A 16,217-nucleotide genomic window follows, 5' to 3' on the forward strand; every position below is an offset into this window, starting at 1 on the left:
AGCACCCCCTTTAATAGCGTATTCTCGGGTCGAACAGGGCATATACAATATCCACCAGCACCATAACCACCGATATCGAAATGGACATTATAAGATATATCCCCATGAGGGTGGGATAATCCCGCTGGTTGATTGCCGTAAGCATTAAGCTTCCGGTTCCCGGCCAGGCAAATACGGTTTCTATAAGGATGACGCCTGTGATTAAATATGCCATTGATATGCCGAAGATTGTGATTGTAGGAAGTATGGCGTTTCTTAAAATATATTTATTGAATATTTTTTTCTCACCCATACCCGTAGCTCTTAAGGTAACTATAAAATCTTCGTTGGTCACCTGTAATATGGAGGATTTGGCAATTCTGAAATAGAGGGGCATCTGGACCAGCAGCAGGGTTCCCACCGGCAAAATCATATGCAGGAGCACGTCGAATACATAATCCATGCCGGTATATGCGGCTCTTGCATTCACCATCCCATATGACGGGAGAATGCCGAGCTTGGACGCAAATATAATAATAAGCATCAGCCCCAGCCAGAATGACGGCATGGAATTAGAAATATAGGAAAACCCTGAAAAAATGGCATCAATGGCTGTTCCTTCATGCCTGGCGGCCTGAATACCCATGAGTGTTCCAAAGATGAGGGCCAGTACCGCCGCAGTCAGTACCAGCAGAAGAGTGGGGATAATTCTCTCGGAAATCATTTTAGCAACCGGTTTATTGTAAATAATTGATGTTCCCAGGTCACCGGCAACTGCACTTTTAAGATATATTGCATATTGAGCAGTCAATGGCTTATCGAATCCGTATTTTTCTTCTAATGCCGCCCTTAAAGCAGGGTCGTTGGTTTCTTTTCCCATGAGGGTTGAAATAGGATCTCCCGGCGCTAGTCTGATAATAATAAAATTAATCGTAAAAGCTGCTATGACTGTTAACAGGCCCATTAAAAGCCTTCTGGCGACATACTTTTTCACTTCAACTCCTCCTATGCACTTCTACCTTTTCCCAAATATGAACATGTTCATATGTTGATTATTAAAATAATAACAACATTATTCTTTGATGTCAACAAAACAGGAAGTCCCTTTAAAAAATTTATCTATTTAAAATAATTTGATAATTTGGTATAATTTCAATGTCAAAAAAGGGTTATTCACAAGGAGGAAGTCATGCCTAAAAAGACTTTTTTTAATTTGCCGCCTGAAAAAAAGCAGAGGATAATTGAGGCCACGTATGATATGTTTATCGATGAGAAATATGAAAATGTGAATATCAGAGAAATCGCAAGCCGGTCCGGTATCTCAATAGGAAGTTTTTATCAGTACTTTAATGATAAGGATGATTTATATTTATATTTCTTTAATGACATAGAAAAAAAATACAGAGCCAGGCAAAAGGAAATTATGGACAGCATATTGCTGGGGATGGAAACGGTCCCCATTGAGGAAGTATGCACGGAAAAGGAAATTGCTTTTAACCGCACATGGTATAAGGTGCCTATGGAGGTAATGCAGAAATTTTACTTTGGAGAATACAGCAAAGAGCTGAATGCGTCTTTAATGGATGAGCTTATAGAGTTTAAAAAAGCCGGCAAACTGAAGGACTCTGTTGATATAGAGTTTATTTTTCATTTTTATGCAACTTCAATGTTTAATATATTAACCTATTTCCGGGAACACAATATAACCGATGAAAACGAAAAGCTGGAATTAAAACGCAAGTATTATAAAGACATATTCCTTAACGGAATACTCAAATCTGAATAGACTATACATAAATAATGACCGCTTGTTAAAGCGGCCATTATTCCCTTTCTGTGCCATAAAACCGGATATTATTATTAAATTATGCTGTTTTTAATTTTCTTCTTATTACCTTTGTTTTGGAACGGCTCCTGAAAAGTCAAAACTAAACCATCAAAAGCATCATGTGCCTCATCAGGTAAACATCCGCCAGGATATCCAAAAAAGCAATATTTATAAATTGATACCCGTTTAGAGTGCAATCATATTTAACCATTATTTTAATATTTTTTCGACAAAGCGCTTCAATTCACTTACATCAGAGCTATTTGGCCTGTCTCTGTGCATGAATTTAAAACGGCCGCGGCAATGAAACTCCCGGCTGTCAATCGGGATATTTTTTTCGGCGAGCAGCTTTGATACTTGAGAATATGTGGAAGGCAGAAGGGCTGCGGTGCTGAAGTTTACTACATTTTTCACCTTGCTGCTGTCAATTGACTGGATAAACGTTTTCACTCGTTCATCCACACCAGCGGCATATACCGAACTGCCCAAAAATAAAATATCAACATCGCCGTCAAGTGGTACGTCTATTGTTTGTGCTGTAATATCAGTAACCTCACTAATCGCATCGGCGAGTTTTTTGGTATTTCCAGTCTTGCTGTAATATCGGATTGCTATATTCATCATTATACCTCCTTAGAGTTACCCAATATTTTGTAGAGCAAACTATATAGCAGCTTTGCCTCTTCGGGAGAAAGATTTAAGCAGGATGCAAGTTTGAAGGGGATTTCAACTGCCTTAACCTTCAATCCTTCGCCCTTATCCGTAATCGTAACAATCAAGTTCCGTTCGTCCTCCGCCGATCTTATCCTTGAAATAAATCCATTGGATTCAAGCTTTTTTAAGAGCGGAGTCAGTGTACCTGAATCAAGATACAGGCATTCTCCTAGGCTTTTAACATTAATACTTTTCTTTTCCCACAATACCATCATTACGATATACTGCGTATAAGTCAGGCCAATCTCATCCAAAAATGGCTTATATTTTTTTACAACCTCCCTGGAACAGGCATATATTGGAAAACAAAGCTGGTTTTCAAGCTTGAGCACATCGTAATTCATGAGCTTCCCCTCTCAATATTTGTAATTTTGAATAAGATTTTGGTATGCCATTCTTTATTCCCCCAAAAGCTTGGCAATGTCCTTTTCAATGGCTCCGGGAGTTTTGGTAGGCGCATAGCGGGATATTACCTCCCCTTTTTTATTTACGAGAAATTTCGTAAAATTCCATTTGATATTAGAGCCGGCAAGACCGCTCTTTTGAGATTTGAGCCAGGAGTAAAGCGGGCTTTGATTCTCACCGTTTACATCAATTTTATCGAACTGCCGGAAGGTGATTCCATAACGGCCTGTACAGAAGCTGCCAATTTCTTCATTGCTTCCGGGAGCTTGATTGGCAAATTGATTACAGGGGAAATCAAGGATCTCAAACCCTTTTTCTTTGTATTTATCATATAAATCCTGCAATCCGCTATACTGCGGTGTCAGTCCACAGCCTGTTGCTGTGTTAACGATCAATAACACTTTCCCCTTGTAATCGGACATGCTTACGTAATTGCCCTTCGAGTCTTTTACTGTTAAATCATAAAATTCCATTTTTATTCTCCTTAATGATTTAAGTTGAGTACAATTAAATTATACTTAATCTATATTTAATGTCAAGTAGATAAATAGAAGATAGCCAGATCTTTTAATGTAAAAAACAACGAGCATAACACTTTAATGTGTATCAATTCTATGGGATTTGAACATTCTGACACAGAATTAACCGTTTGAAAACCATGACTCACCATAGATATGAATAGCGTCAATAAAAAAGTCCTGCATCTATGAAATAAATACAGGACTTTTTCATGTTCATAAAACTAATGTTGGGATAACAACAAATGGTTATTCCAACTTATTTTTGTCAAAAATACATCAGGGGTGAGCCGTTATAGTTTCATAAAATATGTCTAATTATTGTTTTATAATCAATTTAATTAATTGTTTGAAACTAATTTAAATTTCTCTGGCTACTTCTGCTGCTTCTTCAATGGCGTTTATCGCTTTTCTTGCTTTCAATGCATCTCCAATCACATGGTAGGGAATACCACTTTCCTTCAATATATTACTTTATTTCATAATAATTCTTTGACTTAGAGCCACCCTATGGAGCATTAAGTGTATTACAGGAAAAAGGCTGGATTTCTTTAGTGTCAGAGTGGGTCATATACTTCACGTAAGTATATGACCGGCCCTGCGCTGTGTATATACATTCTGCTAAAACTGCTTCAAAATATCGTGGTGTCCTACGTCCACAAGGATAATCATCGTATTACCCTCGTAGTACCAAATAATACGGATGTCCATGTTGACGCTACACTCGTACAGTCTATCCGTTCCTTGTATATGCTTTGTGCGTAAGGACGGATGCGTTGGATTTTGGGACAGCAGTTCCAGCTTTTTCATAAGCTGATTTTTTTCATGCGCGGTTAATGTCTTGAAATGCTTTTGAAAGCGGCGCGTAAAAGTGAATTTATAGGCCATTAGTTTTCTTCCAGCTTTGCGAACAAAGCGTCTACATTATCAAAAATGGGTTGCTCACCGGAAGCTATTTTTGTTTTGGTTTCCGCAATTTCTTCTCTAAGCTCGTCAATATATTTTTTTGGATATACGACTACCGGCATAATGCAAATCACGCCGTCCTTTTCGTAAATTTCCAGCTTGTCACCTTCGGAAAGTCCTAATTTATCAACTAGTTCTTTCGGTATAGTAACCTGTGATTTAGCGCGAAATTCAGCCAGCATAATTATCATCTCCAATCTGTAGTGCGAATTTCTTACTTTCCCACCAATAGTATATGCTATTTTTATAAAAAAATCAATACTAAAAATAAGCCGCCAGACCTAGGTAGACTGTAATTTCTTTTATATCTTTCGTTTCCAAATCAACAAATAGCTTTGAAGCATATCCACCAAAAATTATATAACATATAATGCCAATTACGGCAATAGCAAGCGCAGCAAATGTAATCTTCTTTTTCATTACATGGAAAATCTGACGGGCGCAACGCTACCCGTCAGACCGTTACCCTGTCTAGCCCTTTGTAAACTTTACTTTACTTTGTTTTGAATTAATTAAATTTCTCTGGCTACTTCTGCTGCTTCTTCAATGGCGTTTATCGCTTTTCTTGCTTTCAATGCATATCCAATCAATGCAGTACCCCCTATAGCTCTTGTAACATGATAATCGATTAATCTGTCGGTAACATAGCCATTTTTTAGAAATCCGGTGCCCATAGCAGGAAAAATCACCCTGTTTTTTAATTCCATTCCTCTGATTTTGATAGGCTTAAATAAGTTTGGATATTTCATTTATTTTCCTCCTTTTCGTTATATTAATTTAAAGCCGGTAATTATATTAAAAATAAATCGCTTGAATGCTTGATTTTAACCTGTCTCAATTATTTTTATATCAAAGTGCGAGGACAGCCTTGCGGCCTTCCAGTACAGCATCGGCTATTTTTCTGGGTTTACGGCAATATCCGCCGTAGGCGTGTATTTGAATGGCATCAACGCCGGCCTTTTTTACAAGCTTTACTGTTTTACGAAAACCATCCTGAATTTCCCGTATTTCATCTATTGTAATTTCATGACATATGATACTCGGAAGATAAATAGAGGGTATGGCTGAAGCAGATACCGGTACATCATATCTTTTTGAATCTGTAGAAATTGCGCCATATCCAGGTACAATCTGTGTACATACCTTTCCTCCATTAGCATGAATATCGTCTGCAATCTTCAGGAATTGGTCAAAGGTATTCTCATCAAGAACAGCCGATACACCGCTCAGTTCCACCGCCTCTGTAGCAAAAACAGGTATTATTATCAGTCCGGCACCGCCTTTTGCACGCTCTACAAAATAATCATGGCCTTTCGGAGTATATAGTACAGGTGGGTTCGGAAATACTGGGCAACCCGGTATTTGTGGTAGATGCTTCTGCTAAACTTCTTGCTTCTTCAACAAATACCAACGTAGATGATACTATCTGGGATGTATTAACCACCCTTGGATACGGTTTGGATAAATATTTTGCATCCTATGTTAACAAAGGGTTCGTAAAAGAGATTACTGAAAATCAGCTGCCTGTCATTATAGACTCAGGTTTGGTCAATAACTTGAGAAGGATAGTGGGCAAAATAGTCATCAACGATAAAACTATCGCGTATATCGGCGTTTTGGAAAATAATCAAAAATTTAAGGATGAGGATGTTTACCTTACAGGGCTTCTTTGCGATGTCATATCCTCAGAAATGCAAAAGAACAAATTATATGAGAATCTTTCAGGAGTAATGCATGAATTCTTAATAACAGATCTGCTGAATGATAGAATTGGAAATTTTAAGATAGCAGAAGAGAGAGCAAAGTCCCTGTTCAGCGAACCATATAAGAATTTTTTGGTAGCTGCAGTAAATATACCCCAGAACATGCAGGCTCCCATCAGGTTGAATACTTAAGATGGTCCTTTGAGAAGCTTCTTCCCCCCTGCAAATCTGTTTATTACAATGAACGCATAGTCATCATATTAAATTCCAGAAACAATGCGGAAGTTGAAAATATGAAGGGGAAGCTTATAAATTTTTTAAAGGAAAATAACCTGACCGCAGGTTTAAGTCTCATATTCAATAATATAATGGATATAAAAAAGTATAACCGGCATGGATCTGAGCAATGGCAGCAATCGCTTTAAACTATTCTTAACCTATAAAATAATGGAGCTATCGGTGTAGGTAAACTATTAATATTTACTTCAATAAATGCATGGGGCTGTTGCGTTTTAAACACTGCATTCGCTATATTCGAGTTCTGCAAGTTCTAAGGCTCTCTGCCTTGAAAATACAAGAATTTTGATAACTCGCTGTCGCTCAAACAATCTAAAATTCTAAGTATTTTCTGCGGCAGCGTCACCAAGAACTTGTTCAGAACTCTCATAATGCTCATTACGTTGTTTAAAAACGCAACAGCCCATGTTTCAACTACAGCGTAACCTATATTTTTATCAATTATTACCTTTCTACGCCATAAAACCGGATTTTCCATCCATCAGGTTGTTTTATTAATTCAATGGTTAAATACTGGAATGAGTCATCCTGGGGAGCCCCTCTGTATTCGACCGAGACAACACTGGTATCTCCAATATTTTTTTCTTGAATATCTGCCAGCCCCTTTATCGTAATGCCGGTAACCTCTTTTGCGCTGCCGTCAAAAACTTCGATATCCCATTCAAAAGGTTTTGTTAAGTAGCTTTTCATCAAATCGGTATCTCCGTTAAAAAAGGCGAAAGAAAATTTTTCTGCAATGCTTTTAATTTCTTGGGCATCGGCAGACAGCGCCTCATCCGGTTTATTGACATCGGTAGTTTGAGTACCGCCTTGGTTATCTGCCTGTGCAGGCAAAATGCTGCTATTAGGTTCTGTTTTGCCTTTCTCATTGGTATTCGAAGAACAGGCTATCAATGTACCCGGTAACAAAGTTAGCAGGATTGTAATGAGAAAAAGTGTAAAGCCATTCTTTTTCTTATTGCGGGTTAAAATGTTTTTAAAATGATTTTCCATAATTTTTGCCCCTCCATAAATTGTGTTGACCGGCTTACAGATTAAAAACATAAACTGCCTGCTTTTAAAAAAGTTATTTATTTTCCTGTAACCGCACAGACCATAGCCTTAATGTTATCAGCTTTAGCATTGGGCGGGGCAGCACAGCCTGCTGACATTATATAACCCTCTGGTCCTATTTCATTGACCAGCCTTGTACAATAATTATAAACTTCATCAGGTGTACCTAAACTAAATAGTGAAGCCGGCACATCACCCATTAATGCCATATGGCCGTCCAGAACTTTTTTTGCATTAAACATATCTGTCATACCATCCAGTGCCAAAATACATTTCTTTTTGGGGAAATCAAGGAAATAATTAAGTTTTGGCCCCCAGTCAGCATCAAGATGGAAGTGCACAAATGCACCTTCTTCAACTGCTGCATTTACTATCCTTGTCCTATATGGCAAATCAAAGCGTTCAAACAATTTTTTAGAAAGAAATGTTGAACGGGAACCGCCAACAAACACCGACAGCGGTTTATTGGCACGGATTACTTTTCTGAGTTCTCCGATATGTTCTTCTATAGCAACATCCATTGCTGCCTGTACCTTATCGGGAATCTTATGCAAATCCCTGAAGAACTGCGGCATGGATCTCATAGCACAGAATGATTCGACAAATGCATCCGACATAGCCGTGCTAAGCTGGACAATTCCCACGGATCTGAGATTCCTGGCGAGCCTGCCCATTACCGGCGCCATTGCTTTTATTTTTTCCGTCGCAGTGCCGTCACCGATTCTTTTAGCAAATTCTTGTTTAAAGTAGCCATATCCTTTATTTATAATTGTGTCATAATCTTCTGCCGTCATGACTTCTTTTTCATTTACCTGCCAGAGCTCATCATCAGGTAAATCACGGCCGGGAAATTTCATATTTTTTTGTATCTCACTGGCCGGCGGGTACATACCGGGACTAGCGCTGTCAATTTCTCCCCCGCCCATTAAAAGTGTACCCATGAGAGTCAGGGTGTTTGCCCTCTCGGTATCGGTAATCAGTTCGGATAGCTTTAAACCCATATATCTTGTTGCAAACAAATCACAGTTATAAGTAATAGGCGGCCTGTCCTGATCTTCCCAGGTAAAAGCTCTGGTCAGCCTGGCATAATGTTCGTCATACATTTCCTGTGGAGTCTTCATTTAAATTCACCTCTCATTAAATTTAACAAAATTTAATATTTTAGTTTTTACTGTGCTGCAGAAATTTGTGCATCTTTAGGCTTGCCGGTAAAAGTAACAAATACTACAATTGCCAGAGCGGCAGTCAAAAGAGCAGGAGATGATATCATCCAGGAAGCTTTTAGGCCTGTCAGGCCTAATGCGCTTTTAAGGAACATGAATATAATCGGCGATAAGAATGCCGCACCCGATTGAGAAACTATATATATGCTCATTGCACGTGTTGTTGCGTTTCTGGCTACGCTTCCTATTACTTTAAGAGTAACGCATGGATTATACAGACCAAAGCCTGTGCCGCTTACAAAGGCTCCGACAAAGAACATGAATATGTTAGTTGAAAGAAGAAGTATAAGCAATCCGGATCCTAAAAGTCCTACTGCAAGGGCTACGGTATATCTCTTAATGGCCTGCTCAATTTTTGCAAATGACATACCTGCCAGGAAAGCTCCTATAGTATAGCATGCAGACACGATTCCCGCCTGACCGACATCACCGATATTGCCTTGAATAACTACAATAGACATATTTGTGGAGTAGGATACAAGCATTATATTGTAGCCTATATTCATCAGTGCAATAAGCCATAACCATTTTGTTAATACTATCTTTTCTTTCGTTCCAGATACAGCCGGCTGTTTCACTTCAGGTTCCGGCAGCCAGATAAGCTGGACTATGAAACAAAGTAAAGCAATGGACATAAGAAAAAAAGAATATCTCCAGTTAACCTTGGCAATTTGTCCGGATAACAGCGATAATATAAATCCTGTTGCAGTTCCTACAGACCCTCTTAGACCCATCATCTTTTGTCTCTCGGCTCCCTCAAACAATTGTCCAATCATACCGGAGGCTAATGGGAAGGCAATACCAGGACCAATTCCGAAAAATGCTCTTGAAATTAACAGTAAATTAAAATCGTATAAAAAAACCGGCGCTATACCTCCGAAAAAGATACAAAAACAGGCGATAAATACAAGAGTCCTTTTTTTAACTTTATTGCCTATGGCTCCTACAATAAGGGAAACTACCATTGTAGAAAGCGAGGGCATTGTTTGAATCAGCTTGACCAAATCAGGGTTAACGTCAGGGAATTCCTTTACTATGAGGCCGAGAATGGGCCCCATAATGTTACCTAAATAAAGCAGCACCCCAATTGACAATACTGCGACTTTAACGGTCAGACCATATTTTTTTTCACTCATTTCTTTTTACTCCTTTTTACTCTAAAAATTTATTTTTGTGATAAACTAAGCTGTCTCATAAAATCTCTCGAACAGAGAAATTTTATGGTTTCACAAAATGCCATACAGCAATTATCCGTAAGTTTATAAGCCGGGATGGAGTGTATATAGCAGTAAGAATAAGTTAAAAGGAGTAAAGACAGAGACCTCACACAGCATATTGAAGATGTGGTATCCGCACAGTTATAGTGAATGATGATAAATATCCGGAATATAGTCATAAAGAAATTTTGAGTGGTTATTTTGATGATATGTATATGTTGTATTATGAAGGAAAGTTTTCGCTCTATTGGCATATGAGCGTTATATATTAGGAAAACCAACATACCGTTCAAGCGGTGAGCTTATCCCACCTGTAGATGCGAGTTGACTTCGATGTACTCGGTAATGCGGCGAAGCTCGTCAGCAAATTTAAACCGTATGCTGATGTCGCCGCCCTCGTATACCTTGATATGGTCAACCAGTTCAATCAGTATTTCCCTTGTCAGCTTGTCGATGTTCTCATATTTTCGGAAAGTAGCCAAGAAAGGATTTTCAATGTCTATGCCGTTTTCCAGTTCGTCCCGCTCTTTTTTCAGATTGCCAACAACTGCGCTGATAGCTTCATTTTGCTGCTCATAATCTTCGCTCATGTGGCGGTAATCGTTGTGCGTAATGCTGCCATCTTTCCAGTCCTGATAGAGAGATTGCTTATATCGCATGATTTTAGCAAGCTCTTTTTCTTTTGCGGCAATCAATTCATTCAGCCGTACAGACTGGCTCTTTTTAAGCGGGGCCAGATTAATTTGTGAAACGATAGCGGAATAGCTAACCGCAAGGTGTACCTGTTGCCGAATTGCGTACAATGTAGCCGCTTCAAGCCTTGTACTTTTAATCGAGTGCATGGTACAGGCTTTTTTTGAAAGGCTTTTGTATGTGCCGCATTGGTAGTAAACATACAATTCCTTGCTTGCTATCCGTGACATTGCCCTGCCACAATCCGCGCAGCGGAGAAAGCCGCTGAACAGATAAAGTTGTTTTTGTTTTGGCGCGGTACGGGTATCGCGCTTTAACAGTTGTTTAACCTTTTCAAAGGTTTCCCGGTCAACAAGCGGTTCATGGGTATTCTGAACAACAATCCAATCTTCTTCGGGTACAGCCTCGATTTTGTGTATCTTGTAGCTCTTGACACGGTTTCGGCCTTGCGCCATATCCCCGACATAAACAGGATTTTTTAGCATGTTGGTGACTGTGATGGTACTCCACATCGGCTTTGCCTGTCCATTGGGGCAACTGTACTTTAACCCCTGGCTCTGCTTGTAGAGGGACGGACACATAACGCCGTGGTCGTTCAGATGGTTTACGATTGCTCTAACCGCCATGCCGTTTAGAAGCATGGCAAAAATTTGTTTTACCACTTCAGCGGCTTCGCAGTCTACAAGCAAGGCATGTTTATCGTTGGGGTCTTTGATGTAACCGTAGGGAGCGTAGGAGCCGATAAACTGACCGTTGCGCTTTTTGTAATCAAACACCTGCCGGATTTTCTTTGAGGTCTGATAGCAGTATTGGTCGTTCATTACGTTTGTTATCGGCACAACCATACTGGAAACGCTCTCCGGGTCATTGTAGCTGTCTATCCGTTCATGCAAGCTGATAAACCTTACATTCATCTGAACAAACAACCTGTCAATCAGGATGCCCGCTTCTACATAGTCGCGGGAAAGGCGCGAAAGGTCTTTGATAATCACACAGTTGATTTTCCCGGTGCGAATGTCGGACAATAACCTTTGAAAATCATCGCGGTCGGCGTCTGTTCCGGTAAAGCCATCGTCTTTGTATTCTTCCGACCATTCAAATTCGTCCGCGTTCATCTGCTCAAACTCGTTGAGTATTTTCCGCTGATTTTCTATACTGTCGCTAACTTCCTTATCTTTGTCCTTAGTATTGCCGCGCTTAAAATCGTCTTTGGAAAGCCTTAGATATTTCCCTAAGCGCCATTTGGGAGCTTGTTTTGAAGATAGGGAGACTGCGATATTTGTTCCCCTGTTTTTTGTACGTGCCATGTATCCTCCTTCCTATCACATTACACCTATATTATACCATTTTGGGGTAATGCGAACAATGTTGTCGATTCCGAAAGTCCGCTTAAATAAAGGGATTTTGGCTTACTTCGGGTCATGTTGGTCCGAAGTAAAAGCGGCCTATTACAGACCGCCCTTTTGCCGTATCAGAAAATTAGCAATCACATCTTGCAGGGGTGGCCCGTCATCTGAAAACTCAATTTTTACCGCCGTATCCCCAAGACGGAAGCAATAAGGATTTTTCACCTGCTCTAAAATCCGAGCGGCGCGTTCTCCTTTTGACAGGCTATTGTCAAATGTTATGCCGCTAACATCTGCTAACTGCGCTTTATCTACGGTGGCAATATCCACGCTTTGCATTATGTTGATCTGTTCTGGCTTCAACATTATTCCGCGCCTCCTTTACAAAACCATAATATATATGTTTGGTTTCCCGCTTGTCCTGTGGGGAAACACGAAAGGCCAGCACTTTGTAAATCACAAATGCTGGCCTTTCGTCTTGCCTCACACTTCGGGTCAACTTGGCCCGAAGTCAATAAGGACTGTTTTGGTAATGCTCGTCGGCTTCCTCAATAGACTTCATATCGAAAACATAATGAAGTTCGGAAACCACACGCTGAATAGCATCGGGCTTGAATCCACAGTTTTCCATAGCCCATATAACAGCATAACCACGGCAAGCATTGTTGCTCCACCGTTCAGTCAGCATCATATCTAAAATCGTGTCTTTTTCCATTTCGATTCTCCTATTGTAAAATAGGCGGAGCGCTGCGTCGGGGAGCGTCGGCCTGTCGTAAGACAGTAATGCCCGGCGCAGCCTCCTAAGTTATACTGCAAACAGATAGCCCGGATGGGGGGCGGCTTGCCCACCCCATAGGAATTTCACCTCTCCCCATTCTGATGGCGAGGCGTCCTCATTGCCTGCGACGGCTCACGGCCTGTTGGCCGCTTCAACGCTCGGACTGTGACTGAACGCAAGTATCCGGGCTTGTGTGCTTAATCCGGCGGGACCAGCCTCGGCCCGCCTGCGGCATGGGCCTTATCGCTCTCTCCGTTCTCTGACAATGGAGGTCATGGCGGGCCTGTCACTTGGCACATTCACCCTTTGTATCTGGGTATCTTTTTATTGAGTTTTCAAACAGCACGGGAGAAGCCCCGACTTCGGGCCACCGTGGCCCGAAGTAAAATCCCCTCTCAATAGCCATGAGATTTTTGAGGCAAAATCGACCCGGATCACAAACGATTTTTCAAAAATATTTCCATGCTGTGAAGCGCGCGGTTTATGGATTGACGCACATTCTTTTCACTAACACCCTCGGCACGGGCAATTTCGGTTTTACTCATGCCAAGTATGTAATGGGCGTAAACCCTCCGGCCCTGTTTGTTGGGAAGCGCGTCAAGGGCGGCATGGAGTTCCTGCGCCGTCATCTTTCGCTCATAAACCTCGCACGGGGAGAGGGAAGCAAAAAGAGCGTCATGTTCAATACCATCATCCGCATCAAGTGAATACTGTGCATTGTTCCAGAACATGCGGCGGATATAGTTTCGTTCCAGTCGTTCGGCTTCCACTAAGGTAGCCGCCACTTCATCGGGTATATCAATAAAAAGGTCAGCATTATAAAACGGGTAATGATCCCGCAGATTGATCTTTGCCATTTGGCGTTCCTCCATTTCGATTTTTTAGGCATGGCGAATCGAAATGGAGGCGGTGGAGAGCGGCATCGAGGTTGGACTTCGGGCCAAATTGGCCCGAAGTGGCATCGAAGCTTGTCCAGCGAAAAAGAAGTCAAAAAAGAGCACAAAAAAACACCTTTAAATGAAAACAAGCGAAAGGTGTCGAATAAAAAATGGGCGCACTTGGCACCCATAAAATTCTTTAATTTTTTGAAATTATGTAAGATGAAAACTTTTGTTACATCCAGCCGTCACGGTAAAGTGACGGCCCCTCCATCAGCCGATAGATAGCTCTTTTGCGCATAAAAGGCCCTCCAATCGCATAACTGCCATTGGAAGGCCTTTAAAAGCGCGCATTTTAGTTACCTACCAATCCTTGTTGGGATTTGGCAGTTGAGTTGTAATTTATCGGCCGATAAATGATTAAATCACTATCACTTGAGATAGGTAAACCACCACAATATATGAGTAGGGAACATATCGCTTCAACCATGGGTGGCTGGTTGGTTTTCGGCAAAGGCATGAACAGACCCCGGTATGGACACGGTAGGAACAACCACCGAGTTGATAAACGGCAGGAATGGATTTGCCCCGTTCACTGATTTTGCGGCCATCCCGGCAATAGCCGCTATCCATATTAAGGCTAATGCACTTTAGGAAATACGCGGAAATAAAATCGTTATCAACAATCCATTGGATGTGTTACTTGCACGAATTTTCCCGCCGTGTTCCTCTACAATCCACCTTGCTATGGATAAGCCAAGACCCGTACCTCCTTTTTTTCGCGTTCGGGAATTGTCGGCTTTGTAAAAACGTTCAAAAATATGTGCAAGATTTTCTTCCGATACACCGGGGCCATTATCTTCTACTTCAATAAAGATATATTTATCTTTTTGATAAGCCCTGACGTTAATCTTTCCGCCTACGATAGAATACTTTGCACTATTATCTAATAGAATGCGTATTAACTGCTTAATAAGAGAAGCGTCAGCCCTAATATGAAGATTTTCTGTTTCCAGCTTATAGGTGTGAGTATCATCAATAAGTATGGAATCATGTATGATACTGTCTAGTAATTCCGGTAGGTCTACTTCTTTAAAATCAATTTTCAGACGGTTTTGGTCGGCATTAGCCAGAAAGAGCAGGCGCTCTACCAGCTTATTCATGTATACCGCTTCCCGCTTAATAGAAGCAACCGCCTCCGCTTGCACAGATTCATCATTTTTGCCCCATCGCTCCATCAAGTCCGAATATCCCTGTATGACAAGCAACGGCGTTCGCAATTCATGGGAAGCGTCTGAAACAAACTGTTCTTGATTTTTATAAACTTTCCAAATCCTATCCAGCAGTTCATTGAATGTTTCAGCTAATAGTTTTAATTCATTTTGAGAATTTGCCACATCAAGACGTACATCTAAGCCACCGTTATTTATTGTGTTAATCATTTCGTGAATCGGTTTTACTGTACGCCTTGTGGTGATTGTTGTAATAAACAGAATAAATGCAACAAGAATGACAGATGCACCAATCAGAAAAATAAGCATAGTTCGGATTGCTTTCCATTCTTTTGCCAATGTTTTTGTGATAACGATATCATAGCTCTCCGTTCCGCTTTGTACCGTAAACCGATATATAATCTCCACACCGTCAATTACAACTTCCGAGGAGGCAAATGCTCCGCTCGCTGGCGACATTGTCACGACAATGGCGCTATTTTCAGCATAGGAGGGAATTATATCACTATACCCTTCCTTAACAAAATCACTGATTACCCGTGAATGATCTTCCAATACAAGAGTTGCGCCTTCAAACATAATGCTGGAAAACGCTTGATATATTCCACAGCCTAACGCTAAAAATATAAGGCCGAACAGCACGATATTGGTAATAGTGGATTTTACGACAATGGACCGATTGATTTTAGATCTTATCTTTGATAACATATCCTATCCCCCTGACTGTCTGTATCATCCTCTCCGGCATGAGGGGTTCCAATTTTTGACGAATACTTTTGATGTATACGTCCACAACATTTGTATTGTCATAAAAATCATACCCCCAAACACTTTCAATGATTTTTTCCCGTGAGAGGACGATGTTTTTATTTTTTAGCAGGTATACAAGCAGGTCATATTCTCTCTTTGTTAGCTGGATTTCCTCTCCGGCTATGGTAACAGTCCGGGAAGAAACATGTAGTTGCAGCTCCCCATACTGGAGAATGTTATCTGTTTCGTCTTTTCGGAAAACAACTCTTATTCTTGCCAGCAATTCTTCCATGAAGAAAGGCTTTGCAATATAATCATTTGCGCCACTGTCCAACCCGGCCACCTTATCGGACACTTCCCCTTTAGACGTTAGCATAATAATAGGCGTGTTTTTTTCTTTTCTAATTTTTCGCAATACTTCCAATCCGCTCATTTCTGGTAACAGAATATCCAGCAGTATCAAATCATAATCTTCTTCTAAAGCACAATCCAAGCCGGATTTTCCATTGTCCTGAATAACAAGCGCATACCCTTCATGTTTAAGCTCCAATTCTAAATAACGGGCTATAGCTTCATCATCTTCTATCAATAGAATTTTGTTCATAGTGCATCCTCCTTATTATCTTTTTCAAACATA

Annotated in this window: 21 protein-coding genes; 2 read left to right on the top strand and 19 right to left on the bottom strand. The window is 40.6% G+C overall.

From position 1 onward, the window contains the following. Window positions 1–10 precede the first annotated feature (10 nt). On the bottom strand, window positions 11–973 hold the full coding sequence (locus OXPF_RS15750; RefSeq protein ID WP_054876190.1) for an ABC transporter permease: 963 nt from the start codon (window positions 971–973) through the stop codon (window positions 11–13). A 195-nt stretch (window positions 974–1,168) separates the two neighbouring features. Between OXPF_RS15750 and OXPF_RS15755 the strand changes: the two genes are divergently transcribed. Then, the gene (locus OXPF_RS15755) at window positions 1,169–1,765 is read left to right on the top strand and encodes a TetR/AcrR family transcriptional regulator (protein ID WP_054876191.1); all 597 of its coding nucleotides are present in this window, start codon (window positions 1,169–1,171) and stop codon (window positions 1,763–1,765) included. A gap of 252 nt (window positions 1,766–2,017) precedes the next feature. On the opposite strand, the gene OXPF_RS15760 is transcribed toward OXPF_RS15755, so the two are convergent. The 8 genes from OXPF_RS15760 to OXPF_RS15790 all read right to left on the bottom strand — a co-directional run bounded on the left by OXPF_RS15760 (window position 2,018) and on the right by OXPF_RS15790 (window position 5,772). Then, entirely contained in the window at window positions 2,018–2,428 is a 411-nt protein-coding gene (locus tag OXPF_RS15760; protein ID WP_054876192.1) for a flavodoxin family protein, read from the bottom strand. A gap of 2 nt (window positions 2,429–2,430) precedes the next feature. Then, entirely contained in the window at window positions 2,431–2,865 is a 435-nt protein-coding gene (locus OXPF_RS15765) for a MarR family winged helix-turn-helix transcriptional regulator (protein ID WP_054876193.1), read from the bottom strand. A gap of 54 nt (window positions 2,866–2,919) precedes the next feature. Beyond that, window positions 2,920–3,399 (bottom strand): glutathione peroxidase, encoded by a 480-nt coding sequence (locus OXPF_RS15770; RefSeq protein WP_054876194.1) that lies wholly within the window; start codon window positions 3,397–3,399, stop codon window positions 2,920–2,922. Between the two features lie 666 nt (window positions 3,400–4,065). Beyond that, entirely contained in the window at window positions 4,066–4,332 is a 267-nt protein-coding gene (locus tag OXPF_RS15775; RefSeq protein ID WP_054876195.1) for a type II toxin-antitoxin system RelE/ParE family toxin, read from the bottom strand. Further along, a complete protein-coding gene (locus tag OXPF_RS15780) occupies window positions 4,332–4,592 on the bottom strand; it encodes an AbrB/MazE/SpoVT family DNA-binding domain-containing protein (RefSeq protein ID WP_054876196.1) in 261 nt (86 codons plus the stop codon). The genes OXPF_RS15775 and OXPF_RS15780 overlap by 1 nt, the downstream gene beginning before the upstream one ends. A 79-nt stretch (window positions 4,593–4,671) precedes the next feature. Beyond that, a complete protein-coding gene (locus tag OXPF_RS22600) occupies window positions 4,672–4,830 on the bottom strand; it encodes a hypothetical protein (RefSeq protein WP_160317241.1) in 159 nt (52 codons plus the stop codon). Between the two features lie 92 nt (window positions 4,831–4,922). Continuing rightward, window positions 4,923–5,159, bottom strand: a complete 237-nt coding sequence (locus OXPF_RS15785) for an oxidoreductase (protein WP_054876197.1) — start codon at window positions 5,157–5,159, stop codon at window positions 4,923–4,925. A gap of 100 nt (window positions 5,160–5,259) precedes the next feature. Further along, window positions 5,260–5,772, bottom strand: a complete 513-nt coding sequence (locus OXPF_RS15790) for an oxidoreductase (protein WP_083479998.1) — start codon at window positions 5,770–5,772, stop codon at window positions 5,260–5,262. Between OXPF_RS15790 and OXPF_RS15795 the strand changes: the two genes are divergently transcribed. Beyond that, the gene (locus OXPF_RS15795; RefSeq protein WP_160317242.1) at window positions 5,694–6,305 is read left to right on the top strand and encodes a CdaR family protein; all 612 of its coding nucleotides are present in this window, start codon (window positions 5,694–5,696) and stop codon (window positions 6,303–6,305) included. The two genes, OXPF_RS15790 and OXPF_RS15795, sit on opposite strands and share 79 nt — an antisense overlap. 358 nt (window positions 6,306–6,663) lie before the next feature. Here the strand turns inward: OXPF_RS15795 and OXPF_RS22605 are convergent, their stop codons facing one another. From OXPF_RS22605 to OXPF_RS15845, 10 genes are all read right to left on the bottom strand, one after another. Then, window positions 6,664–6,888: a hypothetical protein gene (locus OXPF_RS22605; RefSeq protein ID WP_160317243.1), complete on the bottom strand. Its 225-nt coding sequence runs from the start codon at window positions 6,886–6,888 to the stop codon at window positions 6,664–6,666. Next, window positions 6,855–7,403: a Cif family virulence factor gene (locus tag OXPF_RS15800; protein WP_152967788.1), complete on the bottom strand. Its 549-nt coding sequence runs from the start codon at window positions 7,401–7,403 to the stop codon at window positions 6,855–6,857. The genes OXPF_RS22605 and OXPF_RS15800 overlap by 34 nt, the downstream gene beginning before the upstream one ends. Before the next feature lie 77 nt (window positions 7,404–7,480). Further along, on the bottom strand, window positions 7,481–8,584 hold the full coding sequence (locus OXPF_RS15805; protein ID WP_054876201.1) for a uroporphyrinogen decarboxylase family protein: 1,104 nt from the start codon (window positions 8,582–8,584) through the stop codon (window positions 7,481–7,483). Between the two features lie 47 nt (window positions 8,585–8,631). Further along, a complete protein-coding gene (locus OXPF_RS15810; RefSeq protein ID WP_054876202.1) occupies window positions 8,632–9,822 on the bottom strand; it encodes an MFS transporter in 1,191 nt (396 codons plus the stop codon). A 383-nt stretch (window positions 9,823–10,205) separates the two neighbouring features. Further along, window positions 10,206–11,903 (bottom strand): recombinase family protein, encoded by a 1,698-nt coding sequence (locus OXPF_RS15815; protein ID WP_054876203.1) that lies wholly within the window; start codon window positions 11,901–11,903, stop codon window positions 10,206–10,208. A gap of 141 nt (window positions 11,904–12,044) precedes the next feature. Continuing rightward, window positions 12,045–12,308, bottom strand: coding sequence for a DUF6870 family protein (locus OXPF_RS15820; RefSeq protein WP_054876204.1), 264 nt, complete (start codon window positions 12,306–12,308; stop codon window positions 12,045–12,047). Window positions 12,309–12,453: 145 nt separating this feature from the next. Next, on the bottom strand, window positions 12,454–12,657 hold the full coding sequence (locus OXPF_RS15825) for a hypothetical protein (protein ID WP_054876205.1): 204 nt from the start codon (window positions 12,655–12,657) through the stop codon (window positions 12,454–12,456). A gap of 497 nt (window positions 12,658–13,154) precedes the next feature. After that, window positions 13,155–13,577: an RNA polymerase sigma factor gene (locus OXPF_RS15830; protein WP_054876206.1), complete on the bottom strand. Its 423-nt coding sequence runs from the start codon at window positions 13,575–13,577 to the stop codon at window positions 13,155–13,157. 671 nt (window positions 13,578–14,248) lie between these two features. Beyond that, complete coding sequence (locus OXPF_RS15840; protein ID WP_054876208.1) at window positions 14,249–15,538, bottom strand: sensor histidine kinase; 1,290 nt, start codon at window positions 15,536–15,538, stop codon at window positions 14,249–14,251. Next, window positions 15,516–16,184 carry a response regulator transcription factor gene (locus OXPF_RS15845; RefSeq protein ID WP_054876209.1) on the bottom strand — a complete coding sequence of 223 codons (669 nt, stop codon included), beginning with the start codon at window positions 16,182–16,184 and terminating at the stop codon, window positions 15,516–15,518. The genes OXPF_RS15840 and OXPF_RS15845 overlap by 23 nt, the downstream gene beginning before the upstream one ends. Window positions 16,185–16,217: the final 33 nt, after the last annotated feature.

Origin of the sequence: Oxobacter pfennigii, assembly GCF_001317355.1 — a bacterium.
GTDB classification, from domain to species: domain Bacteria; phylum Bacillota; class Clostridia; order Clostridiales; family Oxobacteraceae; genus Oxobacter; species Oxobacter pfennigii.